Annotated in this window: 16 protein-coding genes; 8 read left to right on the top strand and 8 right to left on the bottom strand. The window is 50.8% G+C overall.

The features are described from left to right. Positions 1-42: 42 nt before the first annotated feature. Positions 43-1,677, bottom strand: a complete 1,635-nt coding sequence (locus CWE21_RS07605; protein WP_126833848.1) for a M28 family metallopeptidase — start codon at positions 1,675-1,677, stop codon at positions 43-45. Positions 1,678-1,862: 185 nt separating this feature from the next. On the opposite strand from CWE21_RS07605, the gene CWE21_RS07600 reads away from it, so the two are divergent. From CWE21_RS07600 to CWE21_RS07590, 3 genes are all read left to right on the top strand, one after another. Beyond that, complete coding sequence (locus CWE21_RS07600) at positions 1,863-4,061, top strand: TonB-dependent receptor (RefSeq protein ID WP_241970247.1); 2,199 nt, start codon at positions 1,863-1,865, stop codon at positions 4,059-4,061. A 102-nt stretch (positions 4,062-4,163) separates the two neighbouring features. Continuing rightward, entirely contained in the window at positions 4,164-6,422 is a 2,259-nt protein-coding gene (locus tag CWE21_RS07595; RefSeq protein ID WP_126833847.1) for a S9 family peptidase, read from the top strand. A gap of 41 nt (positions 6,423-6,463) precedes the next feature. After that, positions 6,464-6,862, top strand: coding sequence for an acyl-CoA thioesterase (locus tag CWE21_RS07590; protein ID WP_126771089.1), 399 nt, complete (start codon positions 6,464-6,466; stop codon positions 6,860-6,862). A 37-nt stretch (positions 6,863-6,899) separates the two neighbouring features. Here CWE21_RS07590 and CWE21_RS07585 read toward each other — a convergent pair whose 3' ends face one another. Together CWE21_RS07585 and cysS are read right to left on the bottom strand one after the other, a co-directional pair. Beyond that, positions 6,900-8,429: a M17 family metallopeptidase gene (locus CWE21_RS07585; protein ID WP_126833846.1), complete on the bottom strand. Its 1,530-nt coding sequence runs from the start codon at positions 8,427-8,429 to the stop codon at positions 6,900-6,902. A gap of 22 nt (positions 8,430-8,451) precedes the next feature. Further along, positions 8,452-9,831: a cysteine--tRNA ligase gene (gene cysS / locus CWE21_RS07580; protein ID WP_126833845.1), complete on the bottom strand. Its 1,380-nt coding sequence runs from the start codon at positions 9,829-9,831 to the stop codon at positions 8,452-8,454. A 123-nt stretch (positions 9,832-9,954) separates the two neighbouring features. On the opposite strand from cysS, the gene CWE21_RS07575 reads away from it, so the two are divergent. Continuing rightward, positions 9,955-10,455, top strand: a complete 501-nt coding sequence (locus CWE21_RS07575) for a peptidylprolyl isomerase (protein ID WP_126833844.1) — start codon at positions 9,955-9,957, stop codon at positions 10,453-10,455. A 12-nt stretch (positions 10,456-10,467) separates the two neighbouring features. Beyond that, a complete protein-coding gene (gene lpxH / locus CWE21_RS07570) occupies positions 10,468-11,220 on the top strand; it encodes a UDP-2,3-diacylglucosamine diphosphatase (RefSeq protein ID WP_126833843.1) in 753 nt (250 codons plus the stop codon). Here lpxH and miaE read toward each other — a convergent pair. After that, positions 11,177-11,959: a tRNA isopentenyl-2-thiomethyl-A-37 hydroxylase MiaE gene (gene miaE / locus CWE21_RS07565; RefSeq protein ID WP_126833842.1), complete on the bottom strand. Its 783-nt coding sequence runs from the start codon at positions 11,957-11,959 to the stop codon at positions 11,177-11,179. The genes lpxH and miaE overlap by 44 nt on opposite strands. 252 nt (positions 11,960-12,211) lie before the next feature. Here miaE and CWE21_RS07560 point away from each other — a divergent pair, with 252 nt between their 5' ends. Both CWE21_RS07560 and CWE21_RS07555 read left to right on the top strand, forming a co-directional pair. Continuing rightward, positions 12,212-12,808 (top strand): Yip1 family protein, encoded by a 597-nt coding sequence (locus CWE21_RS07560; RefSeq protein ID WP_126833841.1) that lies wholly within the window; start codon positions 12,212-12,214, stop codon positions 12,806-12,808. Positions 12,809-12,955: 147 nt separating this feature from the next. Further along, entirely contained in the window at positions 12,956-14,254 is a 1,299-nt protein-coding gene (locus CWE21_RS07555) for a dicarboxylate/amino acid:cation symporter (protein ID WP_126833840.1), read from the top strand. An 84-nt stretch (positions 14,255-14,338) separates the two neighbouring features. On the opposite strand, the gene CWE21_RS07550 is transcribed toward CWE21_RS07555, so the two are convergent. From CWE21_RS07550 to CWE21_RS07535, 4 genes are all read right to left on the bottom strand, one after another. After that, positions 14,339-15,046, bottom strand: coding sequence for a hypothetical protein (locus tag CWE21_RS07550; protein WP_126833839.1), 708 nt, complete (start codon positions 15,044-15,046; stop codon positions 14,339-14,341). Between the two features lie 20 nt (positions 15,047-15,066). Next, entirely contained in the window at positions 15,067-15,651 is a 585-nt protein-coding gene (gene smrA, locus CWE21_RS07545; protein WP_126833838.1) for a DNA endonuclease SmrA, read from the bottom strand. 12 nt (positions 15,652-15,663) lie between these two features. After that, positions 15,664-16,665: a protease SohB gene (gene sohB / locus CWE21_RS07540; protein ID WP_126833837.1), complete on the bottom strand. Its 1,002-nt coding sequence runs from the start codon at positions 16,663-16,665 to the stop codon at positions 15,664-15,666. 113 nt (positions 16,666-16,778) lie between these two features. Continuing rightward, positions 16,779-19,169: a VolA/Pla-1 family phospholipase gene (locus CWE21_RS07535; protein ID WP_126833836.1), complete on the bottom strand. Its 2,391-nt coding sequence runs from the start codon at positions 19,167-19,169 to the stop codon at positions 16,779-16,781. A gap of 243 nt (positions 19,170-19,412) precedes the next feature. Here CWE21_RS07535 and CWE21_RS07530 point away from each other — a divergent pair, with 243 nt between their 5' ends. Continuing rightward, on the top strand, positions 19,413-20,159 hold the full coding sequence (locus tag CWE21_RS07530) for a YciK family oxidoreductase (protein ID WP_126833835.1): 747 nt from the start codon (positions 19,413-19,415) through the stop codon (positions 20,157-20,159). The last annotated feature ends 97 nt before the right edge of the window (positions 20,160-20,256 follow it).

Genomic DNA, 20,256 nt, shown 5'->3' with positions numbered 1-20,256 from the left:
CGGCGCTTTTTTTCAACTTCGTTCGCTAGCTAAATTTGCAGCTTAATCTAAATCGGCAAAGAACGAATCCGGCAACCAGCGCGGGCGCTGTGCGTCGTTAGCTATGGTTTTACCAATTTCAAAGTTAATATTGGTGAACACTACACCAGCTTCATAATTGATCGGTAAGCTTGGCTGGTCACTCGGACGGTGATAGTGCTCAGCAAAGAATTCACCCCATATTTTACCGCCGTCTTCATCTTCACCTTTAGCAGTAAAACCAGTCATCAGGAACACCGCCGGCACGCCTTTTTTCACGAACGGATAGTGATCTGAACGGGTAAAAATTGCCTGCTCTGGCATTGGGTCTTCGCTCAGCTCGATGCCATACTGACCAGCGGCTTTAGCAACCGATTCACCCAATGTTGAATGGGTTGAACCAAAGGCAATTATGTCTGCAAAATCATACAACAACACCGGCATATCCAAGTTCACATTGGCGACAATTTGCTGCAACGGTACGGTTGGATAATGGGCGAAATAATCTGCACCTAATAGGCCACGTTCTTCAGCCGTCACCGACAAAAACAAAATCGACCGTTTCGGCTGCTCTTCGGCTTCAACAAACATACGCGCAGTTTCAAGCAATACACTTACACCACTGGCATTATCCATTGCACCATTGTTGATGTGGTCATCTTGACTCAAATCTTGCGTCACACCAATGTGATCGGAATGCGCGGTGTACAGCACATATTCATTGCGAAGTTCAGGATCAGAGCCAGGCAAGACCGCCGCGACGTTAGGGCTCGAGATCTCTTCATGAGCAGACTTACGCGACAAAGTCACTTTGGTGTTTAACTCGAATGGCTTCGGTTGCTCGCCCTTCTCTAATTGCGCAAAGACCTCATCCATGCTGATTGCCGCATTGGTGAATAAAGGTTTCGCAGCGCGATAGTCAACATAGGCCGATCCCTGAAGGTTCTTATAAGTTACGTTTGGTTCGCCTTCCGGATTCAGCCAGGTAACGCGCGGTGCACGCTGATACATAGCGCTCACTTTGAACGGGCGTACTTCTTCACGCATCGGGGTATGTAAGGTAATAATGCCAACCGCACCGCGCTCAGCGGCAAACTTGGTCTTACTACTATTTAAGTGAGCGCCCTCTTCACTTGGCAACTCCTCAGGTCGACCTGAGACCATCATGACCACTTTGCCGTCGACGTCGACATTGGCGTAGTCATTGAGGCCAAACTCTTCAGAAACGAGACCATAACCAACGAAAACAACCGGCGCAGTGACCGTTGATTCCGTAGTATACGAGCTTGGGCCGGTCAGAAATTCTTCGCCGTATTCGAGTTCGACTAAGCCGTCGCCGGTATCAACGACCATACCCGCACTACCTTCGACGAGTGTGCTGCGGCGAAACGCAATGCGCTGATAGTAAGTGCCATCATCACCTGCTGGCTCAAGATTCAGCGCTTTGAACTGCGCAGCAATATATTGAGCGGCAATTTCATGCCCACGGCTTCCTGTGTCGCGACCCTCTAGGGCATCGCTAGCAAGAAATTCGAGATGCGATTGCAATGCATTGGCGTCGGCTGTTACGACCGCAGCTTCTGCGCGCGGTGCTTGCTCACCACAGGCCGCTAATAGCGCAGTCAACGCCGCAGCGCTCACCCAAGTTTTTAAACCCATAACGTCGATTCCTATCCGATAAAAGCAAAATAAAATTGTGTCGGCGCAAGTGTACCGAAGCATTGGGCAGAACAGAAGCGATTGCTGCAGAGCTTTGTAATCGTATGTTTCAAAGACTAGAAAATCTTGATTTGTTATGTTATAACATTACAATACCAGCAAAATAACCAACCAAGGATTCGACCATGATGAAGTATAGCCCTGTGGCTCTTGTATTGGCCCAACTCCTCGCCCCCGCTGCGCATGCACAAGCACAAAACGACAATGAAGAAGCGCAGCATCAACACGAGAACACTGAAGTCATCGTAATTAACGCATCACCTCTTGTGCGTACCGAGCTTAATTCAGCACAACCTATTTCAGTGATAAGTGGCGATGAGCTGCGTGAGAAACAAGCTCATACACTCGGTGAAACGCTTGCGAACGAGCCAGGAATTAACTCGACGCACTTCGCTCGGGTCGCCTCGAGTCCAATCATTCGTGGCTTGGACGGGCCGCGAGTCAAAGTCACGCAAAACGGTCTCGATAGCGCTGACGTTTCACGCGGCAGTCCTGACCATGCGGTGACCACCGAAACCTCTGTGGCGCAGCAAGTCGAAATCTTACGCGGACCAGCAACCTTGTTGTATGGCAGTGGCGCCATCGGTGGCGTGGTTAATGTGGTCGATGAACGCATTGCCCAAGAACTAGTGGGTGGCACCCGTGGTTTCTTCGGCGGTAACCTCGCCACAGTTGATGATCTTCGCGATTTCAATGCGGGACTTAGCACCGACCTCGGGCAAATGGTCTTTCATATTGATGGCTTCTCGCGCCGCAGTGATGACTACAGCGTTCCAAGCTTCGTTAATGACGAAGGTGAAACGGTGGACACGATTGAAAACTCTTTCGTTGACGCGCAAGGCGGAACCTTAGGTCTAAGCTATATTTTTGATGCCGGTTACATCGGTGCATCTTATGCTCGTTTAGAGCAGGAATATGGTATTCCTGGTCACCACCATCATGGCGAAGAAGAGCACGAAGATGAACATGAGGGTGAGCACGAAGACGAACACGCGCATGAAGAAGAAGCAGGTCCCTTCGCCGATCTGGTGCAAGACCGTTGGCAACTGCATGCAGGTCTAGAAAACCCTTGGCAAGGCGTAGAGCAGTTGACCTTGCGTTATGCGTACACCGACTATCAACACCAAGAGATCGAAGGTGACAGCCCCAGCACCACGTTCACCAATGACCAGCATGAACTGCGTGTCACCGCCAATCATCAACTGACCGACCAATGGTACGGTGCTTTTGGTTATCACGGTTTCCTGCAGGAGCAAAGCGCCTTCGGTGAAGAAGCTTATACACCCGCCAGTGAAACCGACCGCCATGGCCTGTTCTGGTTGCTAGAAACACGGGAAAACAAACTCAACTATCAACTCGGCATTCGCTATGAAAATGTCCAACTTGACGCAGCGAACGTCGAGTTAGGCCAACAAAGCTATGACTTTGATCCACTTTCGGCCTCTTTTGGTGTGACGTATCAATGGCGACCACAGGTCATGTTCAATGCCAATTATAGTTTTGCGCAACGTGCGCCATCGGCAAACGAGATCTTTGCCAACGGTGCTCATTTGGCCACGCAAACCTACGAGTTGGGGTTAAACTATGCGCTGCATCAAGAAGCTGAGCATGTGTATGCCATTGAGGCGAGTGAACGCTCTATCGAGCTAGAAACCTCCCATTCATTTGACGTTGGCGCTCACTTCGAAGGAAATGGCCATCACCTCAACATCAACTTATTCGCCAACCGCGTCGATAATTTTATCTACGAGAACATAGTAGGCATTAACAGTCTAGATCTCGAGTTCGACCACCACGAACACGACGAGCATGATGAACACGGTGACGAGCACGTTGATGAGCATGACGATCATGACCATGCCGATGGTCTTCCGGTGGTGCAGTATAATCAAGAAGACGTGCTGTTGTTCGGCTACGAAATCGATGGTCGTTGGCAGTTTACCCCTGATTTGCGACTCGATGCCTTTAGCGACTATACCCGTGCCTACACACTCGACTCCACCAGTAATCTGCCACGTATTCCGTCACAGCGTATTGGGGCCGACGTGACGTACAACCAAGGCAACTGGGAAAGCAGCATCGGCTACACTTGGTATGCCAAGCAAACCCGCGTTGCTGAAAACGAAACGAGCACTCCGAGCTACGGTTTACTGAATGCACAAGTCAACTTCTTCCCACAAAGTTTGGCGCGTTATAACGTCAGTCTTTATTTAAAGGCTGAGAACATTACCGACAAGCTTGGGTATGTGCACACATCGTTCTTGAAATATGACGCGCCGGTTGCGGGCCGCAACTTCAGTCTCGGCTTTCGAGGTGAATTCTAGCGCATCCCCTTTGCGCTTTATCGCAGCTTAACCGAGCTCGCTTGCCGCTTTGGTACACTGAGTGCATTCGTTGCAAATTTCAGTGTCCACAAGGAAGCAGCAATGCGAGCTCTGATTTACACGTTTTTCTTCGCTACTTTCTCCCTCCAAGCCTTGCTGCAGGTTGCTGCAGCACAGGCAACTGCGGCCGCAGAGAACTATGGTGAGCAACGCCTCACCATCGAACGGATCTTCTCTGCACCTGATCTCACGACTTCAGCGCCTCGTCAGTTGAAATTCTCGCCAGCGGGGAACTATGTCAGTTACCTTCGCGGCAGTGTTGAACACCCCAACGTGAATGACTTATGGGTCTACGATGTGCGCCAGCAAGAACATCGGCTTTTGGTTGCGGCCAATCAACTGGTGAGCGACCCAGCGGAGATGTCGGCGGCGGAGAAAGCGCGCCGTGAGCGTTTGCGCATCCGCGCCAGTGGTATTGTCGATTACGCCTGGGCCAACAACGGTGAACAATTACTCATCCCAATTAGTGGGCAGTTGTTTTTAGTCAATTCGCAAACTGCAGAGGTCACCGCCCTCACAACTCCTTCGATAAGCGTCACCGATGCGCGGTTTTCGCCACGCAGTAACTTTGTCAGCTATATCGAGAATAACCGTCTTTTCATCCTCGACTTAGCCAGCAAGCAAGTGCGTCAAGTCAGTCCTGATGCCACCGAGACACGGCATTACGGTGTTGCCGAGTTTGTTGCGCAAGAAGAAATGAAGCGCATGACCGGCTATTGGTGGAGCCCAGATGAGCAAAGCATTGCTTATACTCGTGTCGATACGAGCCCAGTTGCGGTGCAAAGCCGCACCGATGTTTATGCTGATCGAACTGAAGTCGTACAACAACGTTACCCTTTTACTGGAACGACAAACGCGATTGTCGACCTTGGCATTTGGCAGCGTGCAAGTAATGAAACCCATTGGCTAGGTCTCAACGACCGCCATCGCGAGGGCTACCTTGCCCGTGTAAATTGGCTGCCGAACAGCGAAAAGGTCAGTTATCAGTGGCAGACGCGCAATCAGCACCTACTTACGTTGTACCTGCAGCCACGAAACGGCGGAGATGCCACCGCAGTCCTCAGCGAAAATAGCAACACCTGGATCAATCTGCATGATGACTTGGTGTTCCTTGCCGACGCTCGCCATTTTATTTGGGCTTCAGAGCGCAGCGGTTATAAACATCTGTATTTGTATCGAACCGATGGCAGCCTCATTCGCCAGCTTACTAGCGGCGATTGGCAAGTCGATAATGTGGCTGCCGTCGACGACACTACCGGCTTCATTTTCTTCATGGGGCGAAAAGAAACCCCTATCGAACGCCATCTTTACCGTGTCAGTATGACAACGACAAACCCAAGTCAGCCCACGCGTCTAACTCAGCGCCAAGGCATTCATACCGTTGACTTCGCTCCCAATCAGCGTAGCTACATTGACTACTTCTCAAGTAGCACCCAGCCGCCACAGGTCAGCTTGCACGGCCCTACCGGCGAACGCATTGCATGGTTGCACCAAAATGACGTCGACGCTGCACATCCGCTGGCGCCCTATTTAGCCAGTTGGTCGTATCCTGAATTCGGCACCTTAACGGCAGCAGATGAGCAAGTGCTCCACTACAAACTCACGAAACCAGCGGTTATGGTGGATAACCAACGCTACCCGGTGATCGTCATGGTTTATGGTGGCCCGCGTGCACAAAGAGTGACGAATAGCTGGGGAGATTACTTCAGTCAATATCTTGCCCAACAAGGCTATGTCGTTTTCCAACTGGACAATCGTGGCAGCGGCAACCGCGGTAAAGCATTCGAACAAGTCATCTACCGAAACTTGGCACAGGCCGAAGTGACCGACCAAATCAAAGGAGTCGAGTTCCTGCGCAGCTTGCCCTATGTCGCCGACGATAAAATAGGCGTATTTGGCCATAGCTACGGTGGTTACATGGCGCTGCACTTGATCCTGCGCGCGCCCGAACATTTCAGTGCGGCGGTAGCCGGCGCACCGGTGACCGACTGGCGACTGTACGATACCCACTACACCGAACGCTACATGGGAACTCCGCAAGATAACCCTGAGGGGTACCGCGACGCCGACGTACTCACCTATGCCGAACAGTTAAAGCAACCTTTGCTGATCTACCATGGGATGGCCGACGACAACGTGCTCTATACCCATACGGCTAAACTCACTTATGCGTTGCAGCAGGCGATGTTGCCGTTTGAACTTATGGCCTATCCGGGTAAGCAACACGGTCTGCGTGGCCGTGAAACGTCCATCCATCGCTACAACTTGATCGCAGACTTTTTTGCCCGTCACCTACAATAAGATATACTGAGCGCATCAAACATCCTCAAGGAGAGAAACTGATGCGCTTTTTATCTCGCCGTTTGGTCATGCCTAATGACTTAAACTTTGCTGGCTCCCTATTCGGTGGCCGTATTCTCGAATGGATTGACGAAGAAGCCTATATTTTTGCGGCCTGTCAGTTAGACGCAAAAAGCTTAGTGACAAAGCATATTGGCGCTATTAGTTTTGAGACGTCAGCCTATCAAGGCGACGTGGTTGAATTTGGTCTGGGCGTGAAAAAAGCGGGTCGTACTTCGGTAACCTTGACCTGTGTGGTGCGCAATAAGCAAACCAAACAAAATATTTGTGTTGCTGATGATATTGTTTTTGTCCACATCGACCCAGCTACTCGTGCGCCGCAGCCGCATGGCAAAACCCTTGCCGAATTGGAATCAATCAAAATAGAAACGCCGGAATAAATCCGGCGTTTTGTTTGCTGTAGTTTCGCAGCCGCGCTTACTTATGTAGGTAGGCGCCAGCAAAGCAAGTCACTGGGGTACCGCTCGGCTTTCCGTGTTGCCAATCGCCTCCTTCGACACCGCTACCCGCGATATCCACATGCACATAAGGCAACGGATGATCGCTATCATTGCCGTGCCGATCAAGTCCTGAAGCTATCGCTAGGAATGCCATTGGGAACTGGTGACCGCGTTTGGTGCTAACCGATGGACCGTTGTTACTTGATAGCACATCGTCCGATTTGGTGCGTGGCGCGACGAAACTAAAGTCTTCACGACGTGACCAACTGACTTCGGCAGGATCACCATAAACCTCACCCGCTTCCCATAATTTATCGTGCAGACCTACTGCGCGCGCTGGACCATTTGGCACCAGTGCGGTGTACGGGCCTTTCGCCAATGCGGCATGCCCGGTCAAGGTCGCAACACTGAATAGCTGTGGTCGTGGATAGTTGCCTGCTTGCACACGCAAATGTGACAACAAGTCGGCGAGCACTAAACGCCCTTCCGCATCGGTGTTGCCGATACGCACACGCACGCCGCTGTGCGCTTTGATGATCTCGTCCGCGACAAACGCTTCAGCACCAATGCTGTTGCGTACCACGCCCAGCTCGGCGACCACACTCACGGTTTCTGGACGCATCTCGGCGACGGTCTTCATAAAGCCAGCAACACCTGCTGCACCACCTTTATCACGACTCATACCAGCCATATGCCCACCGGTTTTCAAGTCAGCACCGCCGGTATCGTAGACAATCCCTTTACCGGCAAACATGAGTGTTTGCTCGGCGGCAGGCGCGTCATACTCGAGGCGCACAACGCACGGCCAATGGCGTTCGACACCTAATGACGCACGACCTACAGCCATCAATAGTGGGTATTCATGTTGGAGCTGCTGAATATCATCAATCACGGTGACCTTCACCGGCGTATGCGCAAAAGCTTGCTGGCAATATTCGGCGAAACGTGGCGGCGCCATGCGCTCTGGCTCAGTGCCACAGAGATCACGCGCCACGCGCTTACCTGCTTCTACCGCGCTCAACCACTCGGCATCAAGGGTCCCCACAACACCGGCCGCGGTTATCGTCTCAATGGCTTCTTCGCCTAGGGCCTCACGCGCTTCAAGCGGTTCGTAAAGGGCCTGACAGAGTCCCCAATAAGCGACTGCTTCAGCTTGCCCATAACGCGCATCATCTTGCGTACCAAAGACAACCAATAACGGCTGTTTTACTCCTGCCTGCTGGGCAATGCGCGCACCCGCGGCGGCCGCATCGGCAATATTACGCACATCATCATAATCACGCGTCAAAGGGCCGGTTGGGGCGGTAATGAGCCGCCCACCGAACACGTCGGCAGCGAGGAGTAACGGCTGCTTGCCGACACGCTGGTCATACTGCTCGGCTTGCGCGACAAAATCAGCAAATTCCGGCGGTAAGTTTTGGGCAAAATCGCCCACCAGAATCACTGCATCATAAGCACTGTGTGCAGCACTGTAACTTTCAACTACTTCAACTGTTGGAAATGCCATAGCTATCCTCGTTGTGGTCAGTTTAGACACGACGCCAGCGTGTACCTTGCGGCGTGTCTTCAAGTTCGATTCCTAACTCTGTTAACTGGTCGCGTGCAGCATCTGCTGCAGCCCAATCCTTCGCCGCTCGCGCATCATTACGCTGTTGGATCAACGCTTCAACTGCAGCTGCGTCCACCTCAGCTCCTGCACCGCCTTGCAAGAACGCCTCGGGAGCTTGCTGCAATAAGCCAAGCACTGCGCCAAAATGCCGTAGAGCCGCGGCGTAGCGTGCCGCCTTTGTTGCATCCTCTGCACGGTGAATTTCGCGCGCTAAGTCATACAATACGGGCAGCGCTTCAGGCACGTTAAAATCATCATCCATGGCTGCTTCAAAGCGCTCTTTATAAGGTGCGGCAAGCGCTTCATCTAAGGCAACTTCTGGAACATCACGTAACGCCGTGTAGAGACGCTCGAGACCAGCTCGCGCTTGATCTAAATTATCCGTTGAATAATTTAACTGTGAACGATAATGGCTCGATAGCAAAAAGAAACGCACCGTTTCAGCATCATATTCAGCCAGAACGTCGCGAATAGTAAAAAAGTTGCCTAACGACTTAGACATTTTCACTGCGTCCACCTGCACCATGCCACTATGCATCCAGTAATTCACATAGTCATGGTCATTTGCGCAGCAGCTTTGCGCCACCTCATTCTCATGGTGCGGGAAAATCAAATCGGAACCCCCACCATGAATATCAAAGTTTTCACCTAAGTGACGTTTGTTCATCGCTGAACACTCAATGTGCCAACCTGGACGTCCTTCGCCCCATGGCGATGACCAGCTTGGTTCACCTGGCTTGGCACGCTTCCACAAAACAAAATCAAGCGGGTCGGTTTTGTTTTGGGCGACATCAACCCGCGCGCCGGACTGCAACTGTTCGAGGTTTTGTCGGCTGAGCTTGCCGTAGTTTTCAAAAGTACTGACATCGAACAGCACATCGCCATCGTCAGCAACGTACGCGTGGCCTCGCGCGATGAGGGTTTCGATCATGGTAATGATATCGCCCATGTGCCCGGTTACGGTGGGTTCAATATCTGGGCGCACTAGGTTCAGCGCATCAAAGTCATCATGCATCGCTTTGGTAAAGCGCGCCGTCACAGCGTCAATCGACTCATTGTTCTCATTGGCGCGATTGATAATCTTGTCATCAACATCAGTAATATTGCGCACGTAGGTCACTTTGTAGCCTTTGGAGCGCAAGTAACGCACCACGACATCAAAGGCAACATAAGTGCGCGCATGACCAATGTGACAGTAATCGTAAATCGTGACCCCACATACATACAGCTTCACCTCACCTGGGGTGATGGGCTGAAAGACTTCCTTACTGCGGCGCAGGGTATCAAAAATGGTCAACATGCGATTTACGACTCCAACTAATTAGCTTCATGAACTGTTTATGATACCGCATGCTGTAGCCTTCTCACAAACAGTGCTAAACTGTCGCAAATTTTTCGCTAAAACATCAATGGAGTTCGTCCCATGCATGTAACTTTGCATACCAATCATGGTGCTATCAAACTTGAGCTGTATCCTGAGCAAGCACCTAAAACTGTTGAAAACTTTGTCCGCTATGTGGAAGAAGGCTTTTATGCTGAAACCTTGTTTCACCGCGTCATCAAAGGCTTCATGATTCAAGGGGGTGGTTTCAATCTAGAGATGGTGCAAAAGAACACCCACGATGCCATTGAAAACGAAGCCGATAACGGTTTAAAGAACACCAAAGGTACGATTGCGATGGCGCGTACCCAAGACCCTCATTCAGCGACCAGCCAGTTCTTCATTAACGTTGCTGATAACGACTTTTTGAATTTCAAAAATGAAAGCGTCGGTGGTTGGGGCTACTGCGTGTTCGGTAAGGTTGTTGAAGGTATGGACGTGGTCGACGAAATTGCTCAGGTTTACACCACGCAAGCGGGCTTCCACCAAGACGTTCCGAAAGATGATGTCATCATCGAACGCGCCGAAGTCGAAAAAGCGTAAGGTTGGCTTTGGATGGCAACCTGGTTTGTCTCTGATCTGCATTTAAGCCCTGCGCGGCCAGACATCGCTCATTTGTTCTTTGATTTTTTGCGCGATGAGGCCCGCAGTGCCGATGCCCTTTATATCTTGGGCGATTTATTTGATGCTTGGATCGGCGATGATGATACCAGTGCCTTTGCGGCGCAAGTGCAGGATGAACTGCGCCGCTATACCGACCACGGTATACCGACCTATTTCGTTGCTGGGAATCGCGACTTTCTGATTGGCCGCCGCTTCGCCGCACGTACTGGGGTAAAGCTACTCACCGACCCTTACGTGATTAATCTATACGATACCCCTACTCTCATCCTGCATGGCGACCTGCTCTGCACCGATGACGTTAGCTACCAACGTTTCCGTCGCTGGATCCGTAAGCCATGGCTAACCAAACTGTTATTAGCGCTGCCGCTGCGGGTGCGCATGCGCATAGCCAATAAGTTACGCGCCGGAAGTAAAACCCAACAGCCTTTGAGTGAGGCTGAACTGGCCATCATGGATGCCAATCAGGAGACCGTATTGCGTTACTTCAAACGCTACCAGGTCAAACAAATGATTCATGGCCATACCCATCGCCCGGCTGTGCATCAGCATGATATTGACGGAGTCTCGGCGACCCGCATTGTCTTAGGCGATTGGTACACGCAAGGCAGTATGTTGAAAGTCACTCACGCCGAACAAGACCTCAGGCAGCAGGCTTTACCTGCGGCCGGCCACTGTGAAACTTAAAGTCGTCATCGGCGGATAAAATCAGCTCGGCTTCGCGCTCACCAAAGAACTCAATGCGCTCACGAATGTCCACACCAGCAATTTGCCCAGCCAAAGTGAGATAATCTTGGTAGTGGCGCGCCTCTGAGCGTAATAGAGAAACATAAAACTCACCTATCTCAGGCGCTAATAATGGCGCTAGCTTAGCAAAGCGCTCGCACGAACGCGCCTCGATGTAGGCACCACAGATCAGTTTATCAATCAGCGTCTCTGGCTCATGGGTGCGCACGTGGCGAAGTAATTCTTTCGCGTAACGACTCGAGGTGACCTTGTCATAAGCTATACCCTGCGCTTCTGCCACTTCGAGTACTTGATAGAAATGATGCAGCTCTTCTTTAATTAACAATACCATCTTATCAATTAGCTCTGCGCTGTACGGCTTACCTGAGCGTGGCACCATCGCTTTCTGCAAACGGTTATGCTGGGCTAAGTCGCGCCAATCGCCTTGTAAGCGGTAGGTGTAGGCTTCGTAGGGCTCGAGCCACTGTAACAAGGCATCGCCGCTTGTTTGGTCCACGGCATAACGGCGAATTAATAACATTGCACTTTGTGCGGCTTTTAGCTCGCAAACCATATGATCGCGTAACAAAACCGGTAAATGCTCAGCTTTCTGCGCCTCAGCCAGCCATTCATCAGGCGTCTCGCATTTTAAAAAGCTAAGAATGGGTTCCAGTAAAGGTTTGATTTGAGCTTCATTCATTAGGAAAACCGCGGATTAATAGTCGAATAGCAGCAATAACGTGCATAAAAGTAACGGCTCATAGTGTACTAAGAAAGTTGCGCCGCTGTCACTGAAAAAGCCTTGACACTGTTGAAAATCCGACCAATATAGAAGGTAAGTCGGAGAAAAAATCGACGTTATGCGTGCCAAAGAAGTACGTGATCCAAATAGAAAAAACGAAGTTAAAACAATAATAATAGTCTATACAACAACGAGAAGTAGAGGTTCACCATGATTTTGAATCACATTTGGGGACTGTACGCACACCCTCGCGAAGAGTGGAAAAGTATTGATGAGCGGCACGAAAGCTTAACTTACGCGCTGAGTCACATTCTTTTAATCGCTCTTATTCCATGTGCGGCGGCCTACTACGCCTCAGCGCACATTGGCTGGAGTATCGGAGCGCGAGAAGCAACCTTTCTAACCCAATCGAGTGCCATCACCTTGGCTGTCGCAATGTACGTGGGCATGCTCGCGGCAACTTTTGCGCTGGCTTATCTTATCCATTGGATGGCAAAAACCTTCGGAGCAGCGCCGACATTTACGCAGTCTGTTGAGCTTGCGGCTTATACTGCCACCCCTGTCATCATGTCGGGTGTGGCAGCACTGTACCCAGAGCTGTGGTTCGTGACCATGGCGTTCTTGGCTGGTATTGCTTACTCGGTGTATCTACTGTACTCAGGCGTACCGATTTTGATGCATATCCCAGAAGAGCGGGGCTTCATCTACGCCAGTTCAGTGGTAACCGCAGGGCTCATCCTGATGGTCATCCTCATGGTAGGTTCAGCTATCGTATGGACCAATGGCTTTGGTCCACAGTACATGTAACCTGCTAGTATCACTTGAAAGCCGACCTAGGGCATTCCTTGGTCGGCTTTTTTTATGGTTTTGTCGCAGGAATGCGTAGACTACTAAAATCGGCAGCCGTTTTCTGGTAGGCTTTGCCAGTCTTATTTTTAATTCTCAGGAAAATGTATGCGTGATAATAAGAAAAAGCTTAGCTTAACAACGCGTATCGTTATCGGTATGTTTGCGGGCATCTTGGTTGGCTTTCTACTTAAACTACTGTTCCCGGAAAGTGTTTTAGTCGAAGGCTATCTAACCAAAGGCTTGTTCCACGTGGTGGGCCAAATCTTTATTAGCTCCTTGCAAATGCTAGTGGTACCACTGGTATTCGTCTCTTTGGTGCTCGGTACCTGTTCGATTAGCGACCCTAGCACGCTCGGGCGACTCGGTGGTAAAGCGGTTAGCCTCTACATGGTAACGACTGCGGTTGCCATTAGCTTCGCTATCTTTGCCGCCGTGGTGATTCAGCCAGGTGCCGGCGTCGAAATGCAAACAGACGCCACTTTCGAGCCAACCCAAGCTCCCTCTTTAGCCCAGGTTATTATTGACCTCTTCCCGAAAAACCCATTCTCGGCGATGGCCGATGGTAACATGTTGCAAATCATCGTGTTTGCCTTGCTGTTTGGTATCTCAATGGCACTTATCGGTAAGTCGGGCGAGCGCATGAAAGGCGTTTTTGAAGACTTCAACGAAGTCATCATGAAGCTTGTTGTGATCTTGATGAACCTGGCTCCTTACGGCGTATTTGCGTTAATGGCGAAGCTCTTTAGCGAGACGCAGTTTGATACCATTATCAACTTAGGTAAGTACTTCCTGCTGGTCTTCTTCGTCTTAATTTTGCATGGTTTGGTCACCTACTCCATCATTCTGAAAGGCATGACGGGCTTGAGTCCTTGGATGTTCTTGAAGAAAATGCGCGAAGTGCAAATTTTTGGTTTCACTATCTCGAGCAGTAACGCGACTATCCCTGTCACATTAGAAACCGTCACTAAACGTCTTGGTGTGAGTAATAAAGTGGGCTCATTTACCGTGCCCCTCGGTGCGACCATCAATATGGACGGCACCGCGATTATGCAGGGCGTCGCAACAGTCTTCATCGCACAGGTCTATCTGGTCGATTTAACCATTGCTGATTATGCAATGGTCGTGCTTACCGCCACCCTAGCGAGTATCGGTACCGCGGGTGTGCCAGGTGTGGGCTTGATCATGTTGGCGATGGTGCTGGGCCAAGTGGGTCTCCCGGTTGAAGGCATTGGCCTCATCATCGGTGTCGACCGCTTACTCGATATGACCCGTACCGCCGTTAATGTAACCGGTGATGCCATGGTCAGCTTAATCGTTGCGAAGAGCGAAGGTGAGCTGGATCAGGCGGTCTTCAATGACGAACAAGCCGACCTGAAAGAGCGGGATGTCAGCGAACAATTATAAGCTCTCCCGACTCAGTCGAATACTGATAAATAAAAAGGCGCTTGCGAGCGCCTTTTTTTAATGCTCGTTGATTGAAAAGCGCGTTTAACCGATACCGGCGCCCAACTCTCGCCAGAAAAAGCGTGTCAGCCCCTGCATGTCGATTGTCATAGTATCTGTATCACCACGCAGCGCTTGCTGTATAAGTTGTTCCAGTAATGGTCCCAATACCGCATTAACCCACTCCTGAGTAGTTTGTGCGCTATGCAACGGCGGTAATTCGAGTCGCTGCAGCTTGACACTGACCAAGGGGCGACCGCGGTCGAACAAATTCACCACTACGTCCTCAAGCTCAACCCGGTCTACCTGCCATAGGACCTGTTCACTTGCCCGTTGCACCGGTAACTGGCTCTTCACCTTGTCCACCAAGGTATGCAGATTGGACTGCCCTTCGGCGAAGTAGGCAATGGTCAATTGTGCATTGCGGATGCTTGCGCTATCAAAGCGCAGCTGATCTTGCTGTTGGGTTAACCAGTCGCCCATCAAGCGCACCTGTTCTGCCCATAACAGCTGATTCAAACCCGCATCAAGCTCAGGCACACGGGTCGCCACGCCGACTTCGGTAGCCACTAATTCAGCAGTAAGTGTATTTAACTCGAAGGCGTCATAGCTAAAAGTTGCGTCATAACGCTGGTCGGCCTTTTCGGTTAGCTGCTCAGCAACGCGTTCTGACAACGTCTGCTCAGGCACCGCTTCTGCGCACGCAGACAAGCTTAAAAGCAGCGCTAACGCTGTTAACTTAAAGAGTTTCATCGCATTTTAACCTTCAACTGTTAGCGCTTTTGATGGCGCTCACGATTTTCATGTTTTTGCTCAGCATTTTTACGCAACATCACGTAGACCGAGCCCGCACCGCCATGCTGACGCTGAGCGCTATTGAACGCCATTACCGGCTCAAGTTGCTTCAACCATTTGACCACATAGCTCTTTAATAGTGCGGGATGCGGCTTCGAGTGCCTTCCCATGCCATGCACGACAATCGCCGAACGCACGCCCCGCCGATGGCACAATTGAATAAAATCAAAGAGCGCCTCGCGGGCCTGCCGTAAACTATGGTGGTGCAGGTCCAAACTTGCCTCGATACCATAATCACCACGTTTTAGGCGCTTAAAAACACCATGCTGCACGCCATCACGACGGTACTCTACCAACTCTTCCGGCTCAACTAAGTCGACAAACTCCATCGATAAATAATTGATATCGTCTTCTAACTGGCGCTCGGCGGCCTGACGTCTCGCTTCTTGCGCAGCAGTAGGTTTCGCCTTCTGAACCGGTATTACATCATCATTATCGATTGGCTTAACGTCTGCCATTTGCTGACGGAACTCAGCAAAATCGTCTGAAAAATCGTCACGCATCACAACTCCCGTTTACGATTTACCTAAAAACTCCCGAATACTCGTCAATACGGCGGTTACATTCTTTCCGATCCTTTCACCAATGGGGCGTTTCTCTTGGTAGCTGACCTGCAGTATGGTTTGCTCACTGGCTCGCTCAAGTAACCAACTGTCACTGGTAATGATAGCATCCACCAGCGCAAACTCTTGTGCCTGCTGAGCAGTCCAGTATTCGCCTGTTGCGACTTTCTCAAGGTCTACTTGCGGACGAAACTGACCTATATGCTGCTTAAACTGGGCATGAATGTTTTCTAAGTCTTCCTTAAATTTTCGGCGACCCGCATCAGTATTTTCGCCAAACATGGTTAGAGTGCGTTTGTAATCACCTGCGGTCACTTGCTCAAAATCGACATCGTGCTTTTTCAGCCAACGATGAAAATTTGGCAACTGCGCTACCACGCCAATAGAACCAATGATTGCGAAAGGTGCAGCAACGATTTCATCAGCCACTGCCGCCATCATATAGCCACCACTCGCTGCAACTTTATCGACACTTACCACCAGCTTAAGTTCAGCAGCGCGCAAGCGTTGCAGCTGTGCTGCCGCCAAACCATAGCCATGAACAACGCCACCTGGGCTTTCTAAACGAACGAAGACCGTATCACCGGCTGTTGCGGCGCCAATAATGGCTGTCACTTCACGGCGCAAGTTATCCACTTCGTGGGCATCCATGCTACCTTTGAAATCAATCACAAATACCCGTGCAGATGTGTTGTTAGCGGCTTTCTCTTGGGCTTTTTCTTGCTTCTTGTCTTGTTTTTGCGCTTGCTTACGCTGTTTCTTCGACAACAATTCGTGCTCGACCGCTTGCGCCATTTTTCGCAACTGCTGCGATAGGTTTCGGACCTGTAGCTCACCTTGCTGCTTACGTTGCCTCTGTGCCGTATTGGCGATGATTCCTACCATCAAGCCAAAGGCCAAAATGACAATCGCAGCTTTGATAACAAAGTCGGCAATCTCTAGCAAAAATTCCATAGTTTCCCCATGTCGTATTCTTAATCCGCTCTTAGCTCACACTTAGCTAAAGAACGCAATAAAAAAGGGCCGACGAGCGGCCCTTTTAAACTCATCTGTAGTGAGTATACAGCTTATTGCTGAATCACTGCAGTGTTGGTTACTGGAATCGCTGTTGCGTTGGTGCTGAACCAGCCCGCAGCTTGCAGTTGCATTTCCATAGTTGCCGCAGCCGAAGCGCTCGGATCAACGATGGAGCCGTGACTACCTTCGATGAAGCGCACCGCACCTGACACTGGCGTGCCGTCAGTGCTGGCAACTGTCTGCGTGACGGTTGGTAATTCAAGCGCCGTAATGAGAGGCTCAGTACCGGCCAATGGTTTACCAGCGACTGCATTTGGAATCACTTGGTCAGGCAAGAACTCGGCACCGTTACCAATCACTTCGATTAAGTGAATAGGACTGTCATTACCTACCGCTTGCGCTGCATAGTTAATCGGGTCAGCTGAGTCGATGACCGACTGTGCGGCAAAGGCAAACTGTTCGAACACACCATTGATTTGCGCTTGTTCAGCCGCGCTCAAGCCAGCCCAGAATTGCGTGTAAACCTGCACCAATAAGCCTTGGAATTGCGGTGAAGTCGGTGCAATACCTGCTTGTTGCGCAGCTGCATTAACTGCTGCAGCAAAGTCTGCGTTCGCAGCGTACAGCAACTGACCTTTGATGACTGGGCCGAAGGCGTTCGAGGCCAACAAGAAGTTTGCAACACTTGCGCCTGGCGCCATCAATGAACTCGCTTTCACATTAAACAACGCAGAAGCAGGTGCTAACTGACCACTCATCGGTTCGTTCGCCATCGCAGTGAAACCAGTACCTGCGATCGCACCTAACGAGTGACCGACAAAGAATACATTCTGACCGTTCAGCGGCGCACCTTGCGCAGCGTTCAGGCTCAGACGCAGACCAAGTAAGTCAGAAATTGACTGACGCAAGTTATCACGCGCGGTCAATAAGCTCGCCAAGTTCATGTACGCCGTAGGGCTTCCTGTGGTCGCATTAATCGGACCGAAACCACGGTCGCCATGCAATGGATGGTCAATCGCGACCGTTGCGAAACCCATCACTGCTAAGGTACCCGCGATACCAAAGGCATTCGTCTTTTCACCGGTAATGCCGTGCTGGAAGATCACCACTGGCCAACCGTTTGCAGGTTCACTAAGTGGGTCAAGACCTTGTGCTGCACGAACCATGTTCGCCATGTTCACATCAGGAACTGTAACGATGGCAGGAATGTTCGCGTTGGTCGTTACCGCCGGTACTGGGTTGTACTTGGTCAGGTGACGTTCGTTATCAATACCAGGGAAATCATAACAGTTGTAAGGCGGTAGCAAGCGTGAAGGATCTTCAAATGCCATCGGATCAATCGCTTCTGCTGGCAATGCACCAGCACCAACAGCGCCTAAAATCGAAGCTGGGCTGTCACACATTGCCTGCCAACGGCCGTTTAACGGTGCCTGCTGGTTCTCTGCAGTAGGTACTGGCAAGAAATAAGGCAGGGTTACCTGACCTTGATACAGTACCGCTGAAGAAGCTGCTAAGTACGCTGGGTCTTGTGGGTTTGCTTGCAAGCGACCCGCTGCAACTAACGCGTCACCTACGGTCATACCGGTAGGTTGTGACATTAATGCAGGACCTTGGCCAGCGCTAAACTGCTGCGTCATCAGGCCTTTGATTGCACCGAACACGTCATTAATTGACTGAGTGGTGAAGCTTGAGACGTAAAGAATGCTTTCTTTGTCTACGCCGAAGGCGTCAAGCGCAGCTTCGTGACTGTTGATTAAACGCTGCAGACCTAGTGCTGACGCATCACCTGAAACTGGATCAGTATCAGCGTTACGCTTCATCAAACCATACGTCTGTGAAGGGCGAACGTCGCGACCCAACTCATCTTGGATATTGCTGGTAAGCACTGCAGCATAACCGGTCTTCGCTTTTAACGGCTTTAACGGAATCACGGCGACACCGTCAGGGCCGGTAGCACGGACAATAAAGTCAACGCCGTGGGTCAGTTCGCCCGCAACGGCACAGGTTGCCGCTGGGCTTGCTGCGGCACAATCAGGGCTTACTGCTGAACCGCCCATGATGGTTTCAAATACGCGTACGCTGCCAGCAGCTTCAAGGGATGCTGCATCAACGGCAATCTTGTTGCCGTTTTCGTCTTCAGGCAATGAGAAGCTGAAAGTTAAGGTTGAATGTGTTCCCCAGCCATCAAGACCGTTCAAAGCAACCTGCGGATCCGCATTATCGGTTGGGTCAGCAACTGGAATATTCAGCGTACCATCGGCACTACCACTAAGGAGGATGTTCGATGGCACCGGCACTTCGCCGTTGCTTGGATCAAATACAACGCGCGTCGCATTGATTTGGTAATCGACTGTTTCGCTTTGTGGCGCTTCGTCTCCACCGCCACAACCGGCTAGGGTAAAGGCGCTGGTAATCGCCGTTGCAAGCAAGAGTTTTTTCATGAGGCTTCCCCAATCCTTGTTCGTGTTGTTATGTTTTGAGCACCTTCGGATGCTTTTGTTTATCTTGCCTATCATCGCTTTTTATAACTGGTAGGACAAGAGACACACTTAACAAAATTTTATACACCGCTGCGGCCCAAGTTGAAAGTATTTTTCGAGATTTTCTTGGCAAGAGCTGAGAATCTAGACAAAAACCAGTAAACTTAGGCTAACCATTCATTTAACGAGTAGTGTAAGCCGAAAATGAGCAATTTGCATAACGACAACGTAGCAGACTACAGCCTTAAAGGGAAAGTGATCTTAGTTACAGGTGCTGGTGATGGCATTGGTAAAGAGGCCGCGCTTAGCTTTGCTAAAGCAGGCGCAACCGTTATCTTGCTGGGCCGCACGGTGAGCAAACTAGAAAGCGTCTACGACGCGATCCTCGCTGCCGGCGGTGCCGAGCCCGCCATCGTGCCATTGGACCTAAAGGGAGCAACCTTTACGCACTACCAAGGGCTCTGTGCAACCATTCTTGAGCAATTTGGTCACCTTGACGGCTTGTTGCACAATGCCAGCTTGCTCGGTGTACTATCGCCGTTTGAGCACATTGACCACGGCAATTGGCATGACCTCATGCAAGTCAACGTTACGGCACAATTCTTAATGACCCAGGCTCTCATGCCAGCGCTTAAGAAGGCTGAACATGCGAGTATTGTTTTCACCTCATCCGGCGTCGGGCGTAAAGGTCGCGCATTCTGGGGCCCCTACTCCGTGAGTAAATTCGCCACCGAAGGTCTGGCGCAGGTCATGGCCGACGAATACGAAGGCAGCAACGTGCGCATCAATGTGATCAATCCGGGTGCCACACGCACTTCGATGCGGGCGCGCGCGTATCCAGCAGAAGATCGCAGTAAGCTAAAGACTCCCGCAGAAATCATGCCGACGTACCTTTATCTAATGAGTGACGAAAGTCTCGACGTTAACGGACAGTCGCTCGACGCCCAGTAATGATTCGATTCAGCCGGCCCTTGTGGTCGGCTTTTTTAACTTGACACATAGGGTACGGGGGTATACCTTAAAACAGGTAAGCCATCGTTAATTTGGG

The sequence above is a fragment of the Pseudidiomarina aquimaris genome (genome assembly GCF_003987395.1).
GTDB classification, from domain to species: domain Bacteria; phylum Pseudomonadota; class Gammaproteobacteria; order Enterobacterales; family Alteromonadaceae; genus Pseudidiomarina; species Pseudidiomarina aquimaris.
This window is presented reverse-complemented; position numbering and strand designations above follow the sequence as displayed.

What these genes read in the sequence shown, in the direction of transcription:
- CWE21_RS07575 (WP_126833844.1), top strand. Translation starts at nt 9,955, where the DNA reads ATGCATGTAACTTTGCATACCAATCATGGTGCTATCAAACTTGAGCTG.
- CWE21_RS07560 (WP_126833841.1), top strand. Translation starts at nt 12,212, where the DNA reads ATGATTTTGAATCACATTTGGGGACTGTACGCACACCCTCGCGAAGAG.
- CWE21_RS07590 (WP_126771089.1), top strand. Translation starts at nt 6,464, where the DNA reads ATGCGCTTTTTATCTCGCCGTTTGGTCATGCCTAATGACTTAAACTTT.
- CWE21_RS07550 (WP_126833839.1), bottom strand. Translation starts at nt 15,046, where the DNA reads ATGAAACTCTTTAAGTTAACAGCGTTAGCGCTGCTTTTAAGCTTGTCT.
- lpxH (WP_126833843.1), top strand. Translation starts at nt 10,468, where the DNA reads ATGGCAACCTGGTTTGTCTCTGATCTGCATTTAAGCCCTGCGCGGCCA.
- CWE21_RS07595 (WP_126833847.1), top strand. Translation starts at nt 4,164, where the DNA reads ATGCGAGCTCTGATTTACACGTTTTTCTTCGCTACTTTCTCCCTCCAA.
- CWE21_RS07585 (WP_126833846.1), bottom strand. Translation starts at nt 8,429, where the DNA reads ATGGCATTTCCAACAGTTGAAGTAGTTGAAAGTTACAGTGCTGCACAC.
- CWE21_RS07555 (WP_126833840.1), top strand. Translation starts at nt 12,956, where the DNA reads ATGCGTGATAATAAGAAAAAGCTTAGCTTAACAACGCGTATCGTTATC.
- CWE21_RS07530 (WP_126833835.1), top strand. Translation starts at nt 19,413, where the DNA reads ATGAGCAATTTGCATAACGACAACGTAGCAGACTACAGCCTTAAAGGG.
- sohB (WP_126833837.1), bottom strand. Translation starts at nt 16,665, where the DNA reads ATGGAATTTTTGCTAGAGATTGCCGACTTTGTTATCAAAGCTGCGATT.
- CWE21_RS07600 (WP_241970247.1), top strand. Translation starts at nt 1,863, where the DNA reads ATGATGAAGTATAGCCCTGTGGCTCTTGTATTGGCCCAACTCCTCGCC.
- cysS (WP_126833845.1), bottom strand. Translation starts at nt 9,831, where the DNA reads ATGTTGACCATTTTTGATACCCTGCGCCGCAGTAAGGAAGTCTTTCAG.
- smrA (WP_126833838.1), bottom strand. Translation starts at nt 15,651, where the DNA reads ATGCGTGACGATTTTTCAGACGATTTTGCTGAGTTCCGTCAGCAAATG.
- miaE (WP_126833842.1), bottom strand. Translation starts at nt 11,959, where the DNA reads ATGAATGAAGCTCAAATCAAACCTTTACTGGAACCCATTCTTAGCTTT.
- CWE21_RS07605 (WP_126833848.1), bottom strand. Translation starts at nt 1,677, where the DNA reads ATGGGTTTAAAAACTTGGGTGAGCGCTGCGGCGTTGACTGCGCTATTA.
- CWE21_RS07535 (WP_126833836.1), bottom strand. Translation starts at nt 19,169, where the DNA reads ATGAAAAAACTCTTGCTTGCAACGGCGATTACCAGCGCCTTTACCCTA.